The organism is Sphingomonas sp. ACRSK (assembly GCF_022346685.1).
GTDB classification, from domain to species: Bacteria; Pseudomonadota; Alphaproteobacteria; order Sphingomonadales; family Sphingomonadaceae; genus Sphingomonas; species Sphingomonas molluscorum.
The window spans coordinates 12323-33277 of the sequence record NZ_JAKRNR010000030.1; the positions used below are offsets into that span (position 1 = coordinate 12323).

The following is a 20955-nucleotide window of genomic DNA, read 5'->3' on the forward strand; positions in this document are numbered from 1 at the left end:
CGGCATGACGAACGGGGAGTGGGCGGCAGAGTTTCCCGCGCAGCTGGTCAACTGGGCCGGGCACCGGGCGGGTGGCGTCCGGCGGCTCTTCGACGACGAGAGCGGCCGCCCGGGAAGCGTCGTGTTCGAGACCAACTTGCTGCATCGCCTCGAGGTCTGGGCGAAGGCCTACGCCAGGAGTGAGCCCGGCACGCCGCGCATCCTCCTGTTGGTCGGCGGCCCGGGTAACGGGAAGACCGAGGCGATCGAGTCTACCATACGCTGGCTCGACACCGCGCTGGGAGCCGGATCCAGCCTGGTGTCCACCCTTGCCGAAGCGTTCTCGCCCGAAGACGGCATCGTGCCGCGCGTCGTAGACGTGGGCCTGCGGGAGGTTGGCGGGCGCGATGTCGCCGAACGACTATCGGTGGTGCAGGATGCCTCCGTCGTCACGGGCGTCGAGACGCGCACGGCAGCGCAGCTGCTGCTATCCGAGATCTCCGCGGCCCTCGACGATGCCGACCAGGCCTACCTGTGCTGCGTCAACCGCGGCGTGCTGGACGACGCCTTGATCGAGGCGATGGATACCGGGGCCGCGCCGGGCCGCGAGTTGCTGGAAGCGGTGGCACGTGCCGTGGGGCTGTTTCCGGAAGCTCCGCCATGCTGGCCGCTCCCGTCGTTCCCGCAGGTGGCCGTCTGGCCCATGGACGCGGAATCGCTGCTGGTTAGCCCCCTCGCCGGGGGGCCATCGCCAGCCAGCGCTCTCCTCGCTGCGGCCCTGGACGCGGAGAAATGGGCCGAGCCGGGTTCGTGCGAGGCCGGGGCTGGTTGCCCGTTCTGCGGCAGTCGCGAGCAGCTCGCCCGCGAGCGGGAACGGTCATCCTTGCTGAAGATACTGCGATGGTACGAGGTGGCCAGCGGCAAGCGATGGAGCTTTCGCGACCTGTTCTCGCTGGCTTCGTACCTGCTGGCCGGGCACCAAGTGTCGTCGCGGAACGCTGGCGTCCCGCCATGTACCTGGGCAGCCCGTCTCATCCAGCATGACGACCTCGCGCGGCGTCGAGGCAAGCCGTCCCGCGACACCTCGATGGCGCTATTCCAGCTGGTTGCTGCGCAGTACCAGCATGCGCTGTTCCATCGCTGGGACAGGGAGGCTGGGCCATCGTTGCTTCGCGACATCAAGGAGCTGGGCCTCGAAGACGACAACACCGCCATGGGCCTGCACTGGTTCCTGGCGTCCCGGCGCGTCCAATATCTCCCAGCGACCATCGGCATGTCCCTTGATGGCCTGGTAGATATCATGGACCCGGCGATGGCGGACCCGGATACCGAAGTTCAGGTGACCCAGCGAACGACGTGGTGGCTGCGGGACCTCGATGTCAGGTTCAGCCGCTCGATCAGCGAGGGACTAGACTATATACGGAAGTCTCAGGTCATCCCACGAATCGAAATGGAGCTGCTCGACAGGCTCGCCACGCTCGACGCGGACCTTTCCAATAGTGCGATCCGGCGCAAGCGCCCCCAGGCCGCCAGCAGGGTCCAGCGCATGTGCCGCGACTTTGCCTGTCGCATCGTCAGGCGAACGATCGGCGCGCGCACGGCCACGGTGCTGGACGCCAGCATCCTCGCGGATTTCCAGGCCGTGGTCGAGGACGAGGCCGGAAGCGACCTCTACGATGTCGCGCGCGAGGTCGAACGCCTCCTCAACACGAACCAAGACTTCGAGATATCGCTCACCACGACGTTCGGCCAGCCACTTCCCCCGCCGATGCAGCGCGCCACGCTCGTGGTGCCGGCGCGACCCGTGAAGCCCCTCGAAGAGCATGCCGTCGATCGCCCGCGAAATCCGATATCCTTCCTCAAGGTTGGCGCTGGGCGGTCGTCCCAGCCAATCGCCCTGACGTTCGAGCTGTTCCGGGCCGTGAAGGAACTCGAGCGCGGAATGTCGGTCGCCTCGCTTCCTCGCACGGTGCTGGCATTGCTCGACACCGCGCGTGCGCGGCTGTCCGGGCCGATCGTGCGCGACCGCGACATCCTTGACCGCGCCCAGATACGAATCGGCGCAGGCGAGGTCGTCGTGGAGGAGCGCCGCCAGGGTTTCGCCGCGCATCGCGGGGGAACGGGACGATGAGCCTTGCCAAGTTCCGCGAAGAGCCATGGAAATCTTCCCACGAAGCCTATTCCAGCTCAGTGTTGGCAATGACGCCCGCCCCGGAATATGCGAGTTCCGAGGTCATCCTGGCCTCGCTGTACCGCGTCGTCGGTTTTCGAGGGCTTTCGGAGGGCGCAGTCCCGCAACAGGGGCGCGACCTCGACAAGGAAATCCAGAAGTTTCGCAATCGCCGGCGAGAGCGCGACGGAGCGGCGTTGGACCCCGACTCCTTCCACATGATGCTCCATTCCGCGTTGGAAAGCCCAAAGCTTCCCAACCAGTCTTCGAAGCGCTTCCTCCAGGTGACGCCGCTCGTGCCACAGGCCGCGGCGTTTTCGGGCTCGGCGCGCCTTGCCGGTAATCCCTGGTCCGCGGGCTCGCTCGTGCGGCGGATGGTGTGGCTGGGGTCCGAAGACGCAGGCGCGGCGCAGGCCATCTGGGCGAGCCTGTTCAGCGCGCTGTCGGTTGACGACGATGATGACGTCTTTGCTCGCTTCCTCCAGCGAGAGATAGGGGGCTGGGTCGCGAGCCGGGAATGGCAGCAAGTGCCGCCGGGGGACGTGGGCTCGCTCTCGCCGACTGATCGTGCTGGCCTGTCTTACCCGGCAAGGCAATTCACGCACGATCTCGTCTCGGTCCTTGGCGCGAAGGGCGCGATGACCCGGCGGCAATGGACCAGCCTATTGGAGGCAATCCTCCGGATTGGCACGGTCTCCCATGTCGTTTGGCTTTGCGACGTGCATGACCGGGCGTGGGCAGCTGCTCGCGCCGCGCTTGCGGGTGGTGGGCCAACCACCATCGAGGAGGCTCGGTCGGCGATGTTCCCCGCCACGTTCTCGTACCTTTCGTACGGCGACCGGGCCCTGCCGGCGATCAAGGACAGGGCGTCGTCCTTCCTGCAGTCGCGGATCGGCATCAATGCGGTGCTGTGGGCCCTTGAGGACGCGGGAACGGCATTCGAGGGGGACCTCGGCTCCGCGGCAGGCATGCTCGCCCTATGCGAGGCGATCAGGCGGGCACCCACTGCCCTGGACCGCCCTGGCCTCCTCGAGACGGTCGAGGAGGTGCAGGAACGGGAGAACCGGGCGATACTGTGCCGCAAGGGAATTGGGTCGAACATCATGGAATTCGCCAGGCACGTCCTTGGCCAGCGGCAAGCCGCGAGCGACATCCTCCGTGGCTATGACCAGGGGTACGCGCTACGCAAGAAGGGCCCGAGCAAGTCGAGCCCCTGGGTGGTCGGCCTCGGGCCGGTCGCCGTCCTTGCGCTCGTGCATTGCTCGCTGGCTGGAACGACCGGTCCGAGGTCCGTGCGTCGCCTTGCGCAGCACCTCGCGAGCTACGGCATCTCGATCGACCATCGCGACATTGCCCAGAACGACCTCGGAAGCCAGCTGCGGATGCTCGGGCTCGTCCTCGACAGCCCCGATGCCGAGAGCGGCATGCTGCTCGTGCCGCCCTTCACGGAGCCCGCGGCATGAACCGGCTCGCTGCTGCGCTTGCGACGATCGTCAGGTCCAGGCTTGACCAGGCCATGGCCGACGAAGGTGCCGAGGTGCGCCTGATCTTCCACGGTCCCCCACTAGAGATACTCCGGGACGTGTTCGACATGCTCGTGGACGGGAGTGGGCACGACGGCCCTCCGGTACCAATCCTGCTCCAGGTACCATCGCTCGCCATGGGTCAGGTCAACCCAGCCGTCGGCGCATCCGGGCATTGCGACGAGACCCACCTGTTGGTGCTACGGAATTCCCCGGCACGCCCCACCTACGTAGCCCTCGTCCCACCCGGACAGCACAGCAACAAGTCTGTCTCGACGACGACGGATGAGTTCGGCATGCTGGCAGCGAACAACGCCGGCAACGTCCCCTTCGAGGACTGGTGGGCCGACGAGTTCCTGCAGGAACTCGTCGGCATTGGCATTGCGCAAGCCGGCATCCCGGAGGAGAGCCGAGAGGGCGCACGAGCGCTGGTCGAGCATGCAGCGAGTGCCTGCGACGAGGTCGACAGAGAGCGGACCCAGCGCGCCTCGGCATGGCGCGTGGTGTCGCGCGTTTTCTCGGCCTACCCGGTCGGCGACGAGCTCTCTCCGGCATCCCGCCTGAGCCTGGCGTGCGGGCTGCCGCCGATGCAGTCGGGTGGCCTTTCACCAAGGGAGCAAGTGTCGACCCTGGAGAAGGTCGCCGACGCCCTTGCCGACGGCTTCAATGCCGGCGTGGCACGTGCCCAGGAATCGGCTGCCGACGAGGACATTGCCACGCTCGGCGACTTCCTGACCCATCTCAGGGTCGCCTGCGACCGCCCGACGGCCTTCGAAAGGGCCGCTGCTGCCTACTACGCCCCTGCTTCCGGGTTGGTCGTCGCCCCGGCCCCTGCCTGGTGGACCAGCCTGACGGTCGAGAAATGGTCGGAGTTGCTTGCCGAGGAAGCGTCGGCAACGGGCGACATCATCATGATATGCTCTAACGGCATCGTCCCGCTGGGCAAGGGCATGCCAGTCCTCGTCGAGGAACAGGTGGAACTCCAGTTCGAGACAGTCGGGCTCGATGCCTCGAACGCGGTCGTCACGATCGAGCGAACGCCGAGCGGTCCCTCGGGGAAGGAGGTTGGCCAAGTTCGCGCAGACAGCGGCCGGACATTCCGGGACGCGGCACCGCCGGTCCACCGGACCCCCATGCGGTACGTGGCATCGGCGGAGCACTTCAAGCCTGGCGCCATCAAGGTGGTCTCGCTGGCGACCTGGGCGCCAGGCATCTTCGTCGCATGCCGCCTTGCCCGCAAGTTGACGCCGCCCAAGCGCCGGAAGGGGAAGGGGAGCCCGGAGTACGAGGCCAGCCTGTTGCTCCCGGGAGCCGGCCGCTATGAGTTGCTCGTCTTTTGCTCGCCGGGAATCTCGCTCGACGAGACTGCCGCTGGCAATCCTGATGACGCCGCAGAGCGAGGGGATGCCGCCGCGACATTGGCCGTGCGAACGATCCGGCCGCGGCAATACCAGATCGAGGTCGAGCTTGACGGCAACTACCAGCTCGACATCGGCTTCGAGCGCGAGGCGCCCGACGGCACCGTCTCGCACGAGGCTTGTAGGGCATTCCTGTCGGTTGAGGAGGTCCAGCAGCAAGGCTGTCGCAGCGAGTTCGAGCGGCTCATCCGTGCAAACCGTCGCGTCTTGCAGCCCGCGGAGGCACGGGCAATCGTGCAGCTCAACCGCAATGCAAGATCGTCGAGCTTTCAGGACTGGATGCTGTCGGCCGAGCTGGCTGCCCGGTCCTACATGCCGGTCATCATCGCTGAGGACTACGTTGGGTCATGGGTGCAGCCGAGCTGGTCGGAAGCCAACGGCCCAGTGTTCTCAAGCGGGCGCTTCCTAAAGGACCCACGTCCCGCGCCCTCGGAGTTCCTGCCACCCCCCGGCTTCGTCGAGGCTCGTGTGGCCTTGGCGGATCGCATCCGGGGCGGCGGGGACGAAACGGGCCTCGTCGAGTCCGCGCAGCTCGGGAAGTGGCTCTCGACCGACGAAGCGTTCCGCGGCCTGGTGGAGCAATACTTGTCCTCCTACCAAGCCTGGCTGGCCACAGAGCCGGACGTGGCATGCTGGGTGGACGTCATCGCGGTGACCTCGCTGCAACAAGATGGACGGACGCTCTCGCGGGTGCCAGATGCCGTCTTGTTGTCTCCGCTCCACCCTGCACGCCTCGCGTGGCAAGCGATGGCGCAGATGGTGCTTCTGGAGTCGGACGAGGCCGACAAGCCCTGTCCTGCCGCGAGCGTTTTGGACCCCGATTGCATCCCCGACATCCTTTCGATGGCCCTCCGCTCGCCGGCGGGCATCGACCATATTGACTTCGTCGCCGTCGAGAACGGCACGGACTATTGGTCGGTTCTGTGGAACGGGCGCCAGCTTACTGGCCTCCCGGCACGGTCCCAGATGGCCCCGTTCGGCGACGGCTTCGGCGTAACCGTTGGCGGCATCTCGGTCGGGTTCAGCGCTGCACAGGTTGGCCGCGCGCTGGATGACGTCTCGAATCTCCTGGCCGCGAAGCCGGTCGTCGGGATCGCCGTGACCAGCGCGGGAGGAACGACCGATGCTTGCAACGAGGGCCTGATCGGCTGGTGCGCGAGCCGGTACCAGGAAGATGAGGGACGTCCCGTGCGACAGTCGGTTGGACACCGCCACGTCAACATCTTTGATGACCGCGACATCGCGTCGCGACCGGACGACGCGCGCATTGCAAACCTGTCCGAGGACACCGGGAACAAGGTCCGCTGGTTCGACGGCCAGCCAGCCGGGGTCGTGCCGGACCTGGGAATCATCGCGCAGCTAGACATGTCCGAGCCCGGTGCCTCCCGGGTAGAGAATCGCACTCCGCTTGGCCATGCAGGCCTTATCCGCCATCGGATCCGGAGGCAGCTCCCCGGGGCGTTCATCAGCGAGTCCCGCCAGGGCATCGCCCCGGCAATGTCCGGCGACGCCCTCGCCGACAAGATTGCTGCCTGCATCGCGACGATGGAAAACCTTGGAGCGGAACGTGCCGGCCTGAGCTTCGCTCCGAACGTCAACGCGATCCACGACATGCTGGAGAACCGAAGGACCGACTTCGTCGCTGTTTCCTCGTCGGCGATCGATCCAGCCTGCTTTCTCGGCGGGTGGCTGGAGGGCACGTATCTGTGGGACTACGACCTGCCATCTTATTCCCACCGGGCAGGCGACACCAACGGCTACTACCTCCTATCGAGGGTCAAGGACGCAGACCGCGAGGCCTTGGGCAAGGCGCTCGCCAGGCTGCCGGGATGCGCTGGGATGCCCGCGGACAAAGTCCAGGAAGTCTTGCTCGAAGTGGCCCGCCGGGGGATCCCGACCATCCGCGGGCTTGCAGGGGATGATGCTGGCGCGACTGGCGATCTCGGCCTCTTCCTCGCGGTCAGGTTGCTCCAGGATCGGTTCCGCGCCATCGCCGACGTCGAGAGCCTTCTTCCAGTGATCGGCGGAAGCGGCGATGACGCGCATATCGCGATCATCGTGCCGGTCGATCCCTTCCGCGGTTACATTTCCGACATCGCCAGGACCTTGCGCAAGGCGAAGGAGGCGAGTCTCTCTCGTCCAGACCTCCTCGTCATCGGGGTCCGCCTGTCCGGCGGATCGGTGCGCATCCACCTTACGCCAATCGAGGTGAAGTGCCGGCCCGGCTCCAGTTTCCCGGCGACCGAGGTCTCCGACGCGCTCGAGCAGGCCCGGACAATGTCCCGGCTTCTCGAATCGATGCTTCCCCATGAGGGGCAGCCGCGGGCGTGGTCTCTCGCGTTCCAGCACCTCCTCCTTTCCCTCGTCGGCTTCGGCATGAGGGTCTACAGCCAGCATCCCGACGTCGTCGACCAGGAACGCTGGTCCACCTTCCACGAGCGGATTGCCGCGGCGGTGCTGGCCGAGGATTGCCCGGTCTCGATCGACGCGCGCGGAAGGCTCATAATCGTCGACGATAGCCCTAGGAGTAGCGCGCGAGATCGCGACGGCGACGGCTTCGACGAGACCATCACGATAGGGATGCAGGACGCTGGATGCATCGTGGGCGGGGACGTAGCGACCTTCTACGATAGCGTTCGCGCCAAGGTTGGGGACTGGGGCCTCTTGCCGACGATGGCGGGCCAGCCCGCCGAAACGTCCTCAGCGTCAGTGGGGGAATCGGTACCTGCCCCGGCGGAGCCGCTACCGGCGTCGGCTGGGGCGGCACGCGCGTCCGCGGCAACCCCGGAAATAGAACAAAGTCCCGAAATCGAGGAGGAGGACGCGCTTGCGGTCCCTGCCGAGGCCGATTCCGCCTCGGTGGAGGAAAATGCGAGCACCGGGGTCGTACTCGAGGTCGGCAAGACCGTCGATGGCTTCCAGCCCCGAGAGGTATCGCTCAACATCGGCGATACGAGGCTCAACCACCTGAACATGGGCGTGGTGGGCGATCTCGGCACGGGCAAGACGCAGCTGTTGAAGTCCCTGATCCTCCAGATTTCGGAATCGAGGGAGGCGAACCGGGGCATCCGACCCCGCTTCCTGATCTTCGACTACAAGCGGGACTACAGCAGCCCCGAGTTCGTTGCAGCGACGGGGGCGAGGGTCGTCCGGCCGGAGCGCCTGCCTATCAACTTGTTCGATACCAGCACGATGGAGGAGACGACTGCCCCCTGGTTGCACCGCTACCGCTTCTTCGCCGACGTGCTGGACAAGATCTACTCGGGCATCGGCCCGGTGCAACGCGACAAGCTAAAGAAGGCCGTGCGCGCCGCATACGATGCTTCCCTACCGGGTTCGCCTCCGACGCTCTACGACGTCCACGCCATCTACTCCGAGATGCTGGAGGGCAAGTCGGACTCGATCATGGCCATCATCGACGACCTCGTCGACATGGAGGTGTTTGCGCAGGATACGCGATCGACCATCCCCTTCGACCAATTCCTCGACGGCGTGGTGGTGATCTCCCTGGATGCGCTTGGGCAGGACGATCGCAGCAAGAACATGCTCGTCGCCGTCATGCTCAACCTATTCTACGAGAACATGCTCAGAATTCCGAAGCGGCCATTCCTGGGAACCGCCCCCCAACTCCGCGCGATCGACTCCTACTTGTTGGTCGACGAGGCGGACAATATCATGCGCTACGAGTTCGACGTGCTGCGCAAGCTGTTGCTGCAAGGGCGCGAGTTTGGCGTCGGCATCATCCTCGCCTCGCAATATCTTCGCCACTTCAAGGTCAACGCAACCGACTATCGGGACCCGCTCCTGACCTGGTTCGTACACAAGGTGCCCAACGTCACTCCTGCTGAGTTGTCCGCGCTTGGGCTCACCGGATCGCTTGCGGAAATGGCAGAGCGCGTGAAGTCCCTCCAGAACCACCAGTGCCTGTACAAGTCCTTCGACGTCCCGGGGGAGGTCATCCGGGGGCTGCCGTTCTTCGAGCTGGTCCAGCAGGATCAGAAGGGCTGACAGGGTGGATGGTCGACACCCTCACCCCGGCGGAGCGTTCCGAGCGGATGTCTCGGATCAGGTCTCGAGACACGTCGCCAGAAGTGGCGCTGCGGAAGGCGCTCCACGCCCTCGGCTTCCGATTTCGCCTCGACAATCGAAAGTTGCCAGGCAAGCCCGACATCGTGCTTCCTCGCTACAAGGCGGCGATTTTCGTCCATGGCTGCTTCTGGCATCGGCACGAGGGCTGCAAGGTAGCCACTACGCCAAAGTCAAACACGCAGTTCTGGATCGACAAGTTCGCGCGCAACGTCTCGCGGGACGCACGCGTCATTGGCGAGTTGCAAGCAATGGGCTGGCGCGTGCTCGTGGCATGGGAATGCGAGCTTGGCCCCCGGGGCAAGGTTGCTGCGCGCGCTATGGAACTCGCGGCGTCGATACGCGAAGGGGCGACCTAGCGCACCCGTGGTGGGCCAGCTCGAATGGCTAGTCCGGCCAATAAGCCATTGTCGTTCATCGACGCCTTCGCGGGCTGCGGCGGCCTCAGCCTTGGATTGAAGCGAGCGGGCTGGGAATGCCGTGTCGCGATCGAGAAGGACTCGTTCGCGTTCGAGACATATCGCGCAAACTTCCTTGTGGATGATGCGCCGCTGCGCATGACATGGCCGGCAGGCGTCGCGGAGCAAGCATGGGACATCGCCGCGTTCCGCGAGCAATGCGGCGACTTTGTCGACCAGATGGGTGGCAACGTCGACCTGATCGCCGGTGGTCCGCCATGCCAGGGCTTCTCGCATGCGGGGAGGCGACAAGCCGACGACCCCCGCAACCGCCTATTCGAGGAATACCTCGCGCTCGTTGACGAGATCCAGCCAAGGGCAGTGCTCATCGAGAACGTCAGGGGATTCACGTCTGACTTCGGGCGAGGGATGCCCGGCGAAGGCCGAAACTTCGCGGCGGAACTGAAGGAACGGCTGTCCACTGCCTACGAAACCGCGGATACGATCCTCGTGGCCAGCGACTTTGGCGTCCCGCAGGCCAGGCCTCGGTTCTTTCTGGTCGGGGTACGCCGCGACATCGCGGCCGGGCGAGCGGTTGACTCCTTCTTCAGGCGATTGAAGGTGACCGCGAGCAGGTTCCTGGCATCAAGGGGCTTGCCGTTGGGCACGACATCGCGCGATGCCATTTCCGACTTGGAGGTCGGCAGGGCCGGTACGATCGATTGCCCGGATTCGGTAGGGTACAAGGCAATAGCCTACGGTGGTCCAATCTCCGCATTCCAGCGCGCCATGCAACAGGGGTACGAGCGCCAGCCCAGCGACACACGCCTCGCGAGGCATGCGCCGGAGATAAGCATGCGCTTCGCGGATATTATCCGAAGTAGCGGGGAGGACGGCAGGCTGAACCAGGTGATCTCGCCAGAGCTGCGGCGCAAGCATGGACTCAAGAAGATCGCGGTTCGGGTCCTCGACCCGCTCGCGCCAGCGCCGACCATCACGAGCATGCCCGAGGACTTGCTGCACTACCGCGAGCCAAGGACCTTGACCGTGCGCGAGAACGCGAGGCTCCAATCATTCCCCGACTGGTTCGCGTTCAAGGGTAAATACACAACGGGTGGCCTGTCGCGGCGGACCGAGATTCCCCGGTTCACCCAAGTCGCCAATGCCGTGCCGCCTCTGCTGGCAGAACAGATTGGCGAGTGCCTAGCGGCAATGATGAGGTCGATCTAGGCTGGGCAGCGGTCATGGATGGCCTCGCAAATGCGTCGCAGGGCGTTGCGCTGCGTATTCAGTTGCCCTCGGAACTCTACCATCCAGGTATCATCGATTTCGACGTCCGGCTTGCCTGGGCGAATGGCGCGCAATGAAGCCGTGTTCCCGTCATCCATGATCGCCCGTGCATGTGCCAGCAGGTTGCGCTTTGCTATGACTTGGGCCTCATAGTCCGCGAAGATCGTGCAAGCGGCATCGCCCTTGCCTAGGGCCATTTCACCTAGCTTTGAGACGGCCTGCCACTTGTACGTGGATCCAAAGATCGCATTGTCGGTCACGATGCCTACGACGTCGCTACGCTCGATCCGCCGTTCCAAGTTCAAGATATTGTCCCGCTCGTTGGCAAGCAAGCTCTCGATGCGGTCCTTGCCCTTCGCGACGAACGCATCGTTCTTCGATGCAAACGCCTTCGCGAGTATCTCCTCCATTAGCAGGTCCATTTCCGCCGCCTCGGCTATCGCGATTCCGCGCATGTGGTTGAGGTCGACGGCCTTGCCGACGATGGTGTCGGCGACGCCACGGAGAACTTCGTCGAAGTCGTCTCCCCGCGAGGCAATAAATACGCCATCGACATGGTGCTCAGCCATCCTCTGGGCAAGCTCTTTGCGTGGGCTGGTGGAGTAGAAGATGATGTCGGTGTACTTGAGGCGGCGGCGGACGGTGCTCGCCGCGAGGGCGCCGTCGAACTCTCCCTCGCCAAGTTTGTAGTCGACTATCGCGAGGTCGATGTTCCGGCCATCCGCCTTGCAATAGTCGTCGATGCCCTTGGCGGAGATGTCCTGGGCCACCTCCACCTCGAGCCGAAAGCCCTTGTCCTCCAGCTCCATGCGGAGCATCTCGATGGCGTCGCCGATTTCGCCAGGCTGGTCGTCGATCACCAGCAGCCGGAAGTCGAGCTTCATGCTGGCAACCTAATCCGGATGTGGGCCCCCGGGTGGGCATCATCATAAGGTTCCGGCATGGCTTCTATGGTTCCCCCCATCGTACCGACGACCTCGCGGACATGGTGGAGGCCAAGGCCCGATCCCGCCTTTCCCGTCGTGACACCCATCTCGAACATTGAGTCGAGGGGCTTTAGCGACTTGTTCCAGCCAACGCCGTCGTCCGCGGCATCGATCACGAGCACCTGCTTGCCATCCCGCTTCTCGACCGACAGCGCCAGCAAGAGCGACGATGCCTCGGCCTTGCCTGCGTTCGATACGAGGTTGTCCACGATGATGCCCACCTCGATCGGCTTGAACGTCCGCTCGAACCCCTTCTCTGCTCCCTTGACGGTCGCGCTCAGTCCGGCGGGTGCCCACGAATTTGCGATCGCGTCGGTGTAGTCCCGGATGAACTGGGCAAGGTCGTCCTTCCGGGACGACGCTTGCTCCTTGTAGCCTCCGCGGCTTGCGAAACGCGCTGCCGTCAGGATCTGGCTGTTTCGGAAGGACACGGACTCGAGGAAGCCAAGCACGTCCTCCTTCTTGACCTCGGCGGCACGTCGCAACTTCCCTGACATGAGCTTGATGCTGTTTTGGATTGCGGCGGCGTGAATGCCGATCTGGTGATGAAGGTTTAGGATCGTGTCCTTGTCTAGGGCCGCGGCCGACATGAGGAAGCTGTTACGGCCGCGCTCGTCGTCGAGCATGCCTTCCAGCGTTGCTACCTCGCCCTCTGCCTTCAGGGCGCGCGCCTCGGCACGCAGCTCGGCCTCGCGGGCCTCGGCCTCGGCTGCTTGCAACGCCTCGATGCGCGCGCGGGCGACGTCCACGGTGGACAGCAGCTTTTTGTTGCCAGTCTTCTCGGCGAGCAACTCGAGCGCCCGGAAAGAATCAAGGAATGACTCCGAGCGTTCGTCCACGATGCGAACGAGGTCAGGGTTATAGTGGACGACCTCCACGCCTTCGGTAGCCGCGAGGCGCGAGACGAGCTGAGCGATCTTCGCACTGCTTGAATCGAGGCGCATCCGGGAAGTGCCCGCCTCGTCCTTGTCGAAGTCGTCCTTCCAGGAGATGTCCACGACATAGCGCTCGAGTCGCTTGATGCACTTGTCCACGACGGCCTCGACCAGCTGGTCGACGTGCTTCGTTTGGATGAAGCCACCAGCCCTGCTGGTGGCCTCGTCGAACCCGGGCACCCCCAGGACGTCGACCCGTCCGACCAGCTCGCGAGTGCCAAGGAAACGCCTCTGGCCCTGCTGCTTCCGCTTGTTGAGGCCGAAGAAGTCGTCGTCCTCGTTCCCTATCGGGAACACGCGAAAGCCGTTCCGGAATGCAAAGATCGAACCGAAGTTGATCGATCTCACGCCCATCCGGCGGGTGAACGTCACCTTCGCGCTGCGATTGAGGTAGTAGACGTCGGCAGAGAACCCTGCGTCCTTGAGGTGCTTGTACGGATTTGCCTCTCGTATCCTGTAGACGACGTCCCCGCGGTCCTCGAGTTCCGTCTCCAGCCGGTCGCCACCCTCGATTGCCTTCACGCGAATGACGGTCGTCCGCTCGGCGAGCGCCTTCAGGATCGAGTTCTCGATAATCCCGTTGACGACGAAGCCGGCAGGGTCCTCGGGATCGCGCTCGGCGTTGAGGGCCTCGATCTCCGCGTCTTCCTCGGCCTCTGCCTCGGCGACGATCTCGATCTTGAACTTGTCGCCCTTGGTCGAGAAAGGATTGATGAGCTTGCTGAGGGCCCGGCGAAGGTCGAGTAGCTTCTCCCGGTCCCATTCGGATCGAAGTCGCCGGATGACGAGGCTCGTCCCAAGGCCCGTCGGGGAATGATGCGCCTCGGGCGGGAAGGCATTGGCCGAGCCCAACCTGACGCCTACCTTGGCAAACTCCTTCTTCGGGTCCTTCTCGTAGTCGCGCCAGTCGACCTCGAGGGTCTGGACTTCCTGGCCGCGGGCGCGGCTACATAGAAGCAGGGTCTCGCCAAGGCTATCGCAGGAGAACCGGCCTACTCCCTTTGCTCCCGCGTAGACCCTGCGCGCCTCGCCGATTTTGTCGCGATAGTCCTGGTCTTCCGTGCCATCCCGCTTCGCAGAGTAGGCGACGAACAGCCATTTATCGAGGACGTCGGCTCGGCTCATGCCCTTGCCGTCGTCGGATATGACGATCGCATCCTCCTCGAACGCGACGACGACCTTCCTTGCACGCGCGTCAAATGCGTTCTTCACGAGCTCGAAGACTGCGACGAAGTCGTCGGTAATGAGGTCGCGCCCGATCAGGTCCTTAAGGCCAGTACTGATCCTGAAATGCTTCAGGACTGGCTTTGCAGGGGCCTTTGCGGCGGGTTTTCGGATCGTTGTCCTCGCTGCCATCCTGTACCTGCCAAGCCCTAGACAGGGGTCCGCCGCCCACGCCCAGGTGCCGCCGGTACTGACTCGCCTCCCGCGCACTTCCTGATGGCGCTGGAATGCCCCCAATTTACGTCGTGCCATGATGACGCGGCATCATCGAATGGGCAAGTTCCGATGTCGCCATGGCCTGCCGCCCCAGGGCGCGCGACGTTAGGCCCACCGGTCATGCGAGAAAGCCATGTCATTATTGTTCAAGATGATCGATGGTCTGCGGTAATCCCTCCCCCTCCACCAGCGCTCCCGCTTGCCAATCGGAGCCTATGGAAGGCGAAGGGATTAAGGAATTGCGGGCGCCAGAACTGCGCTCTGCGGCATGCAGCGTTAATAGGGGATAATGCTGGACGCATGCAGGGTGATGGGATCTTGACTGAAGCGCGTGCGCGCGGATTGCATGGGTGCTGGTGGCAGAACGCAGGGGGCGGCGGCATGAGTGAGGGACGGCCCCGGCCGGAAAATTATTACGAAGCGCGCGGCTTCAGCGTCTACTATCTGGCGAATGCCGTCTTCAACATCGTCAGCAGCTCGGGTGCGTATCTTCGCGGCATCGAGGATATTCTCGGAGACATGCGGGTGCTGACGCTGATGCGCCCGTTCCATCGCTATACCAATCTTCATCACTTCATCCGCGAGATTTCCGTCGATATCATGACTGAGGAAGTCGCCAATATCGACCCCGACCACCGTTTTCTTCGCGAGTTCCTGCGGATCTTCACAGTGCCGTTTCCGGAGGAGGCTCTCCAAGACGAGGACAGTTTCTGGGATTTTGCAAGTGAGTCCGGCCGCTTTCACGACGCTCTCGACGAACTGGCCGACGAGGTTTTCCATGTCCTGTTCGGTGATGTGGCGTTCCTGCAGAAATTCAACCGGCTCTGCGCGGACTATATCGAGATGGCCGGCTTCGGCGACGAACTTAAGACCCGCCGCGGCACGTTGAAGCGGGTAGCCATCCCGGTGTGGGCACGGCGTGCGATCTTTTACCGCGACAAGGGTGAATGCCGCGCCTGCAAGCGAAGCTTGGCAGCCTTGATTAACCGCCTTGAGACCGAACGCTACGACCATGTCGTACCGCTCGCCTGCTTCGGCGCCAACGATATCACCAATCTCCAGCTGCTGTGCGAGCCGTGCAATCTGAAGAAGTCCGCCGCAGAGGAGCCCGTGTCGCGGCTCTATCAGCGGGCAATCCCATCCTGAGTCGCGAAGGGAGCCTATAGTCCCGGACCGCCAGCTGCCCTGATGGCGCCAGCGTTCATTGCCTCGCGGCCAGCAGCTCCGCGCCGAGTTTCAAAGCAAGGTCGACGTAAAAGTGCTCCGGCATGGCACGCCAGATCTCGTGCATGAAGCGAAGCCGGCTGAGCTCTCCGTCCGCAACCGCTTCGAGAAGCGGTTCGTATCCCTGGTAGGCGAGCGAGAAACGGAGCAGCTCATCGCTTAGGAAGTAGAGCTCGTCATGCGCAAGCCCGCGCTTCGTCGCATCGTCCATCAGCATCCCGAACAGGAATGACCACTCGTCTTGATCGTCTCCCTGGGCGGCACCCATCGGCAAGGCCGGGGTAGGTCGCCCGTTGAACCTGGCATGCACCAGCCGGTGGCACGGCCGACAAAGCGAAATGCCGTTTCCAAGCTCGAGCGCCGCGAAGGGCACAAGCGTGCGGCGCATCACGTGGTGGGTCTGGATTCCGTCTTCCTGCTCGCAGTTCAGGCATCGGCCGCCATCACGTGTCTTCACGAAGCGGCTCCAGAGACGAAGAAGCCATCCAGCGGAGCACCCCCTGGCTATTGCCCGTTCGAGCGCCGCCCGGCGACGGACGACCTCGCTATTCTCCTTCCGGATTTCCGACATGCCGCCTTATGCCCTAAGCTGCCGACATTCTGCATTGCGGATCACGGTTATTTCGCGTCCGTTGCGGCGAACGGCAACGGACGGTCTATGGAAGCCTGGAAGATCTATGAGCGCATGATCGCGCAACTGTTCGTCGATCAGGTTTCGACCGGCCTGTGCATCACGCCTAACGCGCGCATCACGGGGGCGCGAAGTGGCGTTCTGCGACAGGTCGACGTGCTGATCGAGCCGCGGCATGGCCCCGACGTCCTCCGTCGATCGATCGTCGAGGCGAAGCGGATTGAGCGAAAGATTCACGTCAAGGACGTGGAAACTCTTCTCGGCATGATGGACGATGTCGATGCCCGGCATGGTTATCTCGTCTGTCCCACTGGCCATTCCGACGCGGCCTTGCGCCGCGCCCAGAACACGGTGCGCATCTGCCTGATCCCCCTTGATCGCATCGCGGATTTCGACCCGACGGAGTGGCCGGCATGTCTTGGGTCGTGCAACGGCGGCAGAATCTTCTGGGATGGCTTTCCCCAAGTGGAGATGAAGGCGATTCAGGCCGGTGATCCCCTCGGTCGCATCAGGCTGCTCGCCTATCCGCAGAAGGTCGGGAAGTGCGACGTCTGCGGTGCTTTTCATGTCCGTTGCCTCAGTTGCCATGACACGCTGCTCATTCCGCACGACGTCGGCGAGGAAGACTTTGGACACCAGTGCTCGTGCCGGCTTCCGTGGTTCTGGCTGGGTTCGGTCGAGCCGGACGAACTCGGCCGGCGATCGGCGGAGCTTCATCTCATACTTGGGTCGGGAGAAGTTACCACCGTCAACCGGCGGCCGCTCTGAAGCCCGGAGGACGAGGCCGACCTCGATCCTTCTCCCGGCATGCCCCTGGGCTCGCGTGCCGGCAATGCTCGATGGCTTACCTGCTAAGTGGCGCTCACCGAGATGCTGACGCCATGCCGCTGAAGGACGTTGAGATATCGGAGAGCCTGCGCATCGTTCCTTTGCCGCTCCGTCCGCTCGAAAAGTCGGAATGCGACGCCGATCGCTAGCCCACCGCCAGCGGATAGGAGCATATGTTTGGGCGACACCGCGGCAAACATTGCCCCCGGGGCTGCCGCCTTGACACTATCCTTGAATGCGTCCTTCAAACTGTCTTTTAGTGACGCGCCGGCCTCTTCGCCGAAAATCTTCCGAAAGGACGGCAGGCTGTTCCGCTTGGTCGCCTCCCACCGCTCGACCACGTACTGGGCGCGATCGGCAAGATGTTGTGAGATGACCTTAGGGTCCGTCATGTCGGTTGGGATGGTTCTGGCGAATTCCTCCACGCTATCCCGGAAGTCCGAAAGAGCCTCGTGCTCCTTGCTCAGCATCGCCAGGCTTCCGGCATCCAGTCGCGACAGATCACAATGTCGGAATATGACCGCCTCTGCGAGTAGCTCGCCTTTGCGGCTGAGGGCTGACGGCCGCTCGCGAATGGGCCTCGCGGTGACGCCTGAAAAGATCTCGCCGATGGGGCGCTTGATGGTCTGCGCGTAGAGATCGGGGAATTCCGTCACGAGCCGCATGCCACGAGCTTGGGCGGCAGCGAACGCAAGCGCGGACATCACGGCGTCACCGATGACGCGATGCATCTCCACATAACCCCAGTGGTCCGGTTGTTCCGGTTCCCAGGCGAGCCCATTCTCGCGCAGCTCATGGAGAAGCCGCGGCGCGAACTTTTCGTGGTGCACCTGTGTGGTCCCGCGCATGCGCCTTGCCCAGACGTCCCCTCCAAATCCGCGGCCCTCCAACTCCCGTTGTGTCGCGGATTTGCCGAAGCGGCGGCGCAGCGCCTTCCCGTCCCGGGAAAGCGCTGCCTGCAGGTGATCGAGGAGATCCTCCTGAAGATGATGCGGGATATCGTGGGGATGTATCGAGCGTAGGAGAGCTTCATCCCTCGCACCAATAGTGTTCGCGAAGACATCGATTTCGGGGTCGTCCTCGGGGGCATCGTAAGGCCGTATGCGAGCGACGTGAGGAAAGAGCAGAAGCGTGCTCTTCAACCAGTCGACGTCGCGCACTCGGATGTAGGGATAATTTAGCGCGTCATGAATTTCAGCCACCGACTTTCATCTCCGCTATATGCATCGTTCGCGTCTATTGTGTCGCGGCGCTGTCGAGGCGGCCGAGCTTGCTTACCTATCACGCATCCTGTGATAGCCGGGAATCGTCGACACTGGTCAGGGATGCTTTACGAATGTCGAGGGTCTTCACGCGCCAGGAATTCTACGATTTGGTGTGGTCGAAACCCATGACCCACCTGGCGAAGGAGTTCGCGCTCTCGGACGTCGCCCTCCACAAGATCTGCAAGAAGCACGACATTCCGAACCCGCCGCTGGGGTGGTGGGCGAAGAAGGCCGCCGGCAAGCCGGTCAAGCAAAGCCCATTGCCAAAAGCCAAGGCTGGTACGTCCGATAGGATCACGATCGCGGCTGGCCAATTGGGGCCGGAGCCTGAGGTGATCGCGACCGCGCGTGAGAACGCGCGCCTGCTCGCGTCGTCCATCGACGCAGACGCGGTCTTGCCGGCGAACCCGATCGTCGATCGGACGATCGCACAGCTGCGCAAGGCGAAGCCGTCCCCGATCAACGGGCTCGTGACGATCGAAGGCTTGAACGTGATCAAGGCCAGCGTCGCGCCGGCCTCGATCGACCGCTTGGAACTCGCCCTTGGTCGCATCGTGGCAGCGGCTGAAGCGTTGGGAATCAAGCTGGCGCGGGGCGAGAAGTCGGCAAGCTTCCAATGCGACGGCGAGACGATCGGCTTTTCCATCAGCGAGGGAGTCCGGCGCGAAAAGCATGTGCTTACCGAAAAGGAGATTGCCGAGGACGAAGCCGCGCGAAAGCGGCGTGAGCGGCGCTGGAAGAACCCGAACAGTTGGGACGACATGGATTTCAGCACGTCGTTCCTGCGCCGGCCGGAATGGGATTATCATCCGACCGGCCAGCTCGCGCTGGAGCTGCAGCAGTCATATTTCCTGGGCGGTAGCCCTCGGCGTTCCTTCAAGGACGCCAAGGTCCAGCGGATCGAGAACATGGCCAGCGACATTGCGGTCGGCATCGCTGTGCTCGCGGCGGCCAAGAAGGACGATCAGGTCAAGCGCGACGAGCAAGCACGGCAACGCGAGGAAGAGCGCCGGCTGCGCGAACTCGCCCTTCGCCGGGACCATATCGCCGAGCGCCGCGGCAAGGCACTGGACGAGGTGCTGGAAGAATTGGCCGCGCTCGATCGGCTGCGGAGGTTGGTGGCGAATTTGCGTGGCGAGGAAATGTCGGCGAACGCCGGCCGCGTCGTCGAATTCCTGGCATTGGCCGAGCGCCGGCTGGCCTCGCGCGAAGCGGCGCTCTCGGCTGACGGCCTTGAGCAGCGTTTCGAGAAGAACAAGCTGTTCGGCGACGATGACGATCACGCCTTCCGCCCGCCGTATGGCTATTATTAAGCGGCTGTCAGTCCAAGCAAATATGCCCGGTCCAGGCATGTCCACCCTTTTCCGGACGATGTGTTGGTGCTATTGATGGTGCCGGTGATTTTCCGCTGCTGATTTGCGCGGATAATCAGCTGCTTGGATGCCCGATCACAGTCCTCTTCTGGCACCATTCTTCCCGCGCTACGTGCGTTCGGGAAGGTCCGGCGAGCAGCTGGTTCGACAGCGCCGGTTACCGGACTGTTTCGCTAATTCCCAGCGACGATCGTTGGCTGCCCCGGCGCACACCGGCGGCGGGCTGGCCTCAGCGCTTCTGCGGAAACAGCAGGACGGCGCCGATCCTCAGGCCGAAATCGGATCCGCCCGTCGGGCTTTCCAGCCAGTATTTGCCGCCGATCGACATGCTCAGCGCCTGCTCGCCGATCTTGAGCACCTTGGAATAGGAGAGCGAGACCGGCAGCTCCCACTGCTTGTGTTTCCAGTCGTAGCCGACGTCCACGTTGGTCGAGATCGTGCGGCCTTGCCCGATGTGCCAGGCGACGAAGGGCTGCACTTCGGTGGCGCTGATATCCTCGCGGTCGTCCTTGCCCGCGATCGACCAGAGGTGATCGGCGGAGAGGCCGAAGGTCATTGTCGCGCTCTGCCTCAGCAGCAATACCGACGGTCCCATCGAAAGCTTGCCCGAGCCGAGCTTGCTGCTGGTGGCGGTGGGAAGGCCGACCTGCGGACCCACCGCCCAGATGAACCCCTTGTGGCCCGCCGGCGTGAAGGAGATCGTCTGGTGGATGTCGCCCAGCCCGAAGACGCCCCCGCGCGGCCCCGCCGGATCGGCATAGGCGAGCGGGAAGTCGGTGTGCGAGATGAGGTTCCAGTTCGGGGTGAGCCGGAACGGCAGCACCGGCTCCACGTCCAGCAGATAATGCTGGGAGTTGCCGGTCTCGTCGCCGCCGATGCTGAGTTCCGAATGGACCGGAACGCTGATCATGAAGGATGCGGGGTTGGAGACCCTGCGGGCGAGTTCGTCGATGTCGGTGGAGGCGTGGTCCTGGCCCTGATCCTGTGCGTGGGCGGCGGTGCAGCCCAGCGTCGCCAGCGCCGCGGCGGCGACCATCGAACCGAGCCAGGATGCGCAATGCAGCGTCACGATGCAACTCCACCCGCAGGGTCGAAGGGGCGCGGCGCAGGTCGCCGGCCCGGACGGCATCGGGTGTATCGCGGCGCGTTCCGGCCTGGCTAGCTGGGGGTTGCTCGCCCGACATTTGGTGGAATCACCCGATAACCGGGGCCGCCCGGCTGCTTCAGCTTCGCACCGCCCCCGTCGCGCGGGGCAGCCGCCTCGGCTGGCCGGGGCGTGCGTCGTACATGACGTGACCCCCGTTTCTTCATCCACCTGGAACTAGAGACCGGCCCTTGAAGGGACGGACGGAATGAAGCGGAAGCAGTTTACGGAAGAGCAGATCATCGGCATCCTGAAGGAGGCCGAG

General features: G+C 63.9%; 13 protein-coding genes. 8 read left to right on the forward strand and 5 right to left on the reverse strand.

What is annotated here, in order from left to right:
• Positions 1-4 precede the first annotated feature (4 nt).
• Genes MHZ35_RS14560 through MHZ35_RS14580 form a run of 5 tightly spaced genes read left to right on the forward strand, consistent with a single transcriptional unit; the run spans position 5 to position 10804 of the window.
• Positions 5-2110 carry a hypothetical protein gene (locus MHZ35_RS14560; RefSeq protein ID WP_239436300.1) on the forward strand — a complete coding sequence of 702 codons (2106 nt, stop codon included), beginning with the start codon at positions 5-7 and terminating at the stop codon, positions 2108-2110.
• Positions 2107-3612: a hypothetical protein gene (locus MHZ35_RS14565; protein WP_239436301.1), complete on the forward strand. Its 1506-nt coding sequence runs from the start codon at positions 2107-2109 to the stop codon at positions 3610-3612. The genes MHZ35_RS14560 and MHZ35_RS14565 overlap by 4 nt, the downstream gene beginning before the upstream one ends.
• Complete coding sequence (locus MHZ35_RS14570) at positions 3609-9098, forward strand: ATP-binding protein (protein ID WP_239436302.1); 5490 nt, start codon at positions 3609-3611, stop codon at positions 9096-9098. The genes MHZ35_RS14565 and MHZ35_RS14570 overlap by 4 nt, the downstream gene beginning before the upstream one ends.
• An 8-nt stretch (positions 9099-9106) precedes the next feature.
• Positions 9107-9535, forward strand: a complete 429-nt coding sequence (locus MHZ35_RS14575) for a very short patch repair endonuclease (protein WP_239436303.1) — start codon at positions 9107-9109, stop codon at positions 9533-9535.
• 24 nt (positions 9536-9559) lie between these two features.
• The gene (locus tag MHZ35_RS14580; protein WP_239436304.1) at positions 9560-10804 is read left to right on the forward strand and encodes a DNA cytosine methyltransferase; all 1245 of its coding nucleotides are present in this window, start codon (positions 9560-9562) and stop codon (positions 10802-10804) included.
• Here MHZ35_RS14580 and MHZ35_RS14585 read toward each other — a convergent pair.
• Both MHZ35_RS14585 and MHZ35_RS14590 read right to left on the reverse strand, forming a co-directional pair.
• On the reverse strand, positions 10801-11748 hold the full coding sequence (locus MHZ35_RS14585) for a response regulator (RefSeq protein ID WP_239436305.1): 948 nt from the start codon (positions 11746-11748) through the stop codon (positions 10801-10803). The two genes, MHZ35_RS14580 and MHZ35_RS14585, sit on opposite strands and share 4 nt — an antisense overlap.
• A complete protein-coding gene (locus MHZ35_RS14590; RefSeq protein ID WP_239436306.1) occupies positions 11745-14261 on the reverse strand; it encodes an ATP-binding protein in 2517 nt (838 codons plus the stop codon). The genes MHZ35_RS14585 and MHZ35_RS14590 overlap by 4 nt, the downstream gene beginning before the upstream one ends.
• A gap of 282 nt (positions 14262-14543) precedes the next feature.
• Between MHZ35_RS14590 and MHZ35_RS14595 the strand changes: the two genes are divergently transcribed.
• On the forward strand, positions 14544-15371 hold the full coding sequence (locus MHZ35_RS14595; protein WP_239436307.1) for an HNH endonuclease: 828 nt from the start codon (positions 14544-14546) through the stop codon (positions 15369-15371).
• A 55-nt stretch (positions 15372-15426) separates the two neighbouring features.
• Here the strand turns inward: MHZ35_RS14595 and MHZ35_RS14600 are convergent, their stop codons facing one another.
• Positions 15427-15717, reverse strand: coding sequence for a hypothetical protein (locus MHZ35_RS14600; protein WP_239436308.1), 291 nt, complete (start codon positions 15715-15717; stop codon positions 15427-15429).
• 36 nt (positions 15718-15753) lie between these two features.
• Here MHZ35_RS14600 and MHZ35_RS14605 point away from each other — a divergent pair, with 36 nt between their 5' ends.
• Positions 15754-16848, forward strand: a complete 1095-nt coding sequence (locus tag MHZ35_RS14605; protein WP_239436309.1) for a restriction endonuclease — start codon at positions 15754-15756, stop codon at positions 16846-16848.
• An 83-nt stretch (positions 16849-16931) separates the two neighbouring features.
• Here MHZ35_RS14605 and MHZ35_RS14610 read toward each other — a convergent pair whose 3' ends face one another.
• Complete coding sequence (locus MHZ35_RS14610; RefSeq protein ID WP_239436310.1) at positions 16932-18110, reverse strand: hypothetical protein; 1179 nt, start codon at positions 18108-18110, stop codon at positions 16932-16934.
• 68 nt (positions 18111-18178) lie between these two features.
• Here MHZ35_RS14610 and MHZ35_RS14615 point away from each other — a divergent pair, with 68 nt between their 5' ends.
• Positions 18179-19486 carry a hypothetical protein gene (locus MHZ35_RS14615; RefSeq protein WP_239436311.1) on the forward strand — a complete coding sequence of 436 codons (1308 nt, stop codon included), beginning with the start codon at positions 18179-18181 and terminating at the stop codon, positions 19484-19486.
• Between the two features lie 289 nt (positions 19487-19775).
• On the opposite strand, the gene MHZ35_RS14620 is transcribed toward MHZ35_RS14615, so the two are convergent.
• A complete protein-coding gene (locus tag MHZ35_RS14620; RefSeq protein WP_239436312.1) occupies positions 19776-20615 on the reverse strand; it encodes a hypothetical protein in 840 nt (279 codons plus the stop codon).
• Between the last annotated feature and the right edge of the window lie 340 nt (positions 20616-20955).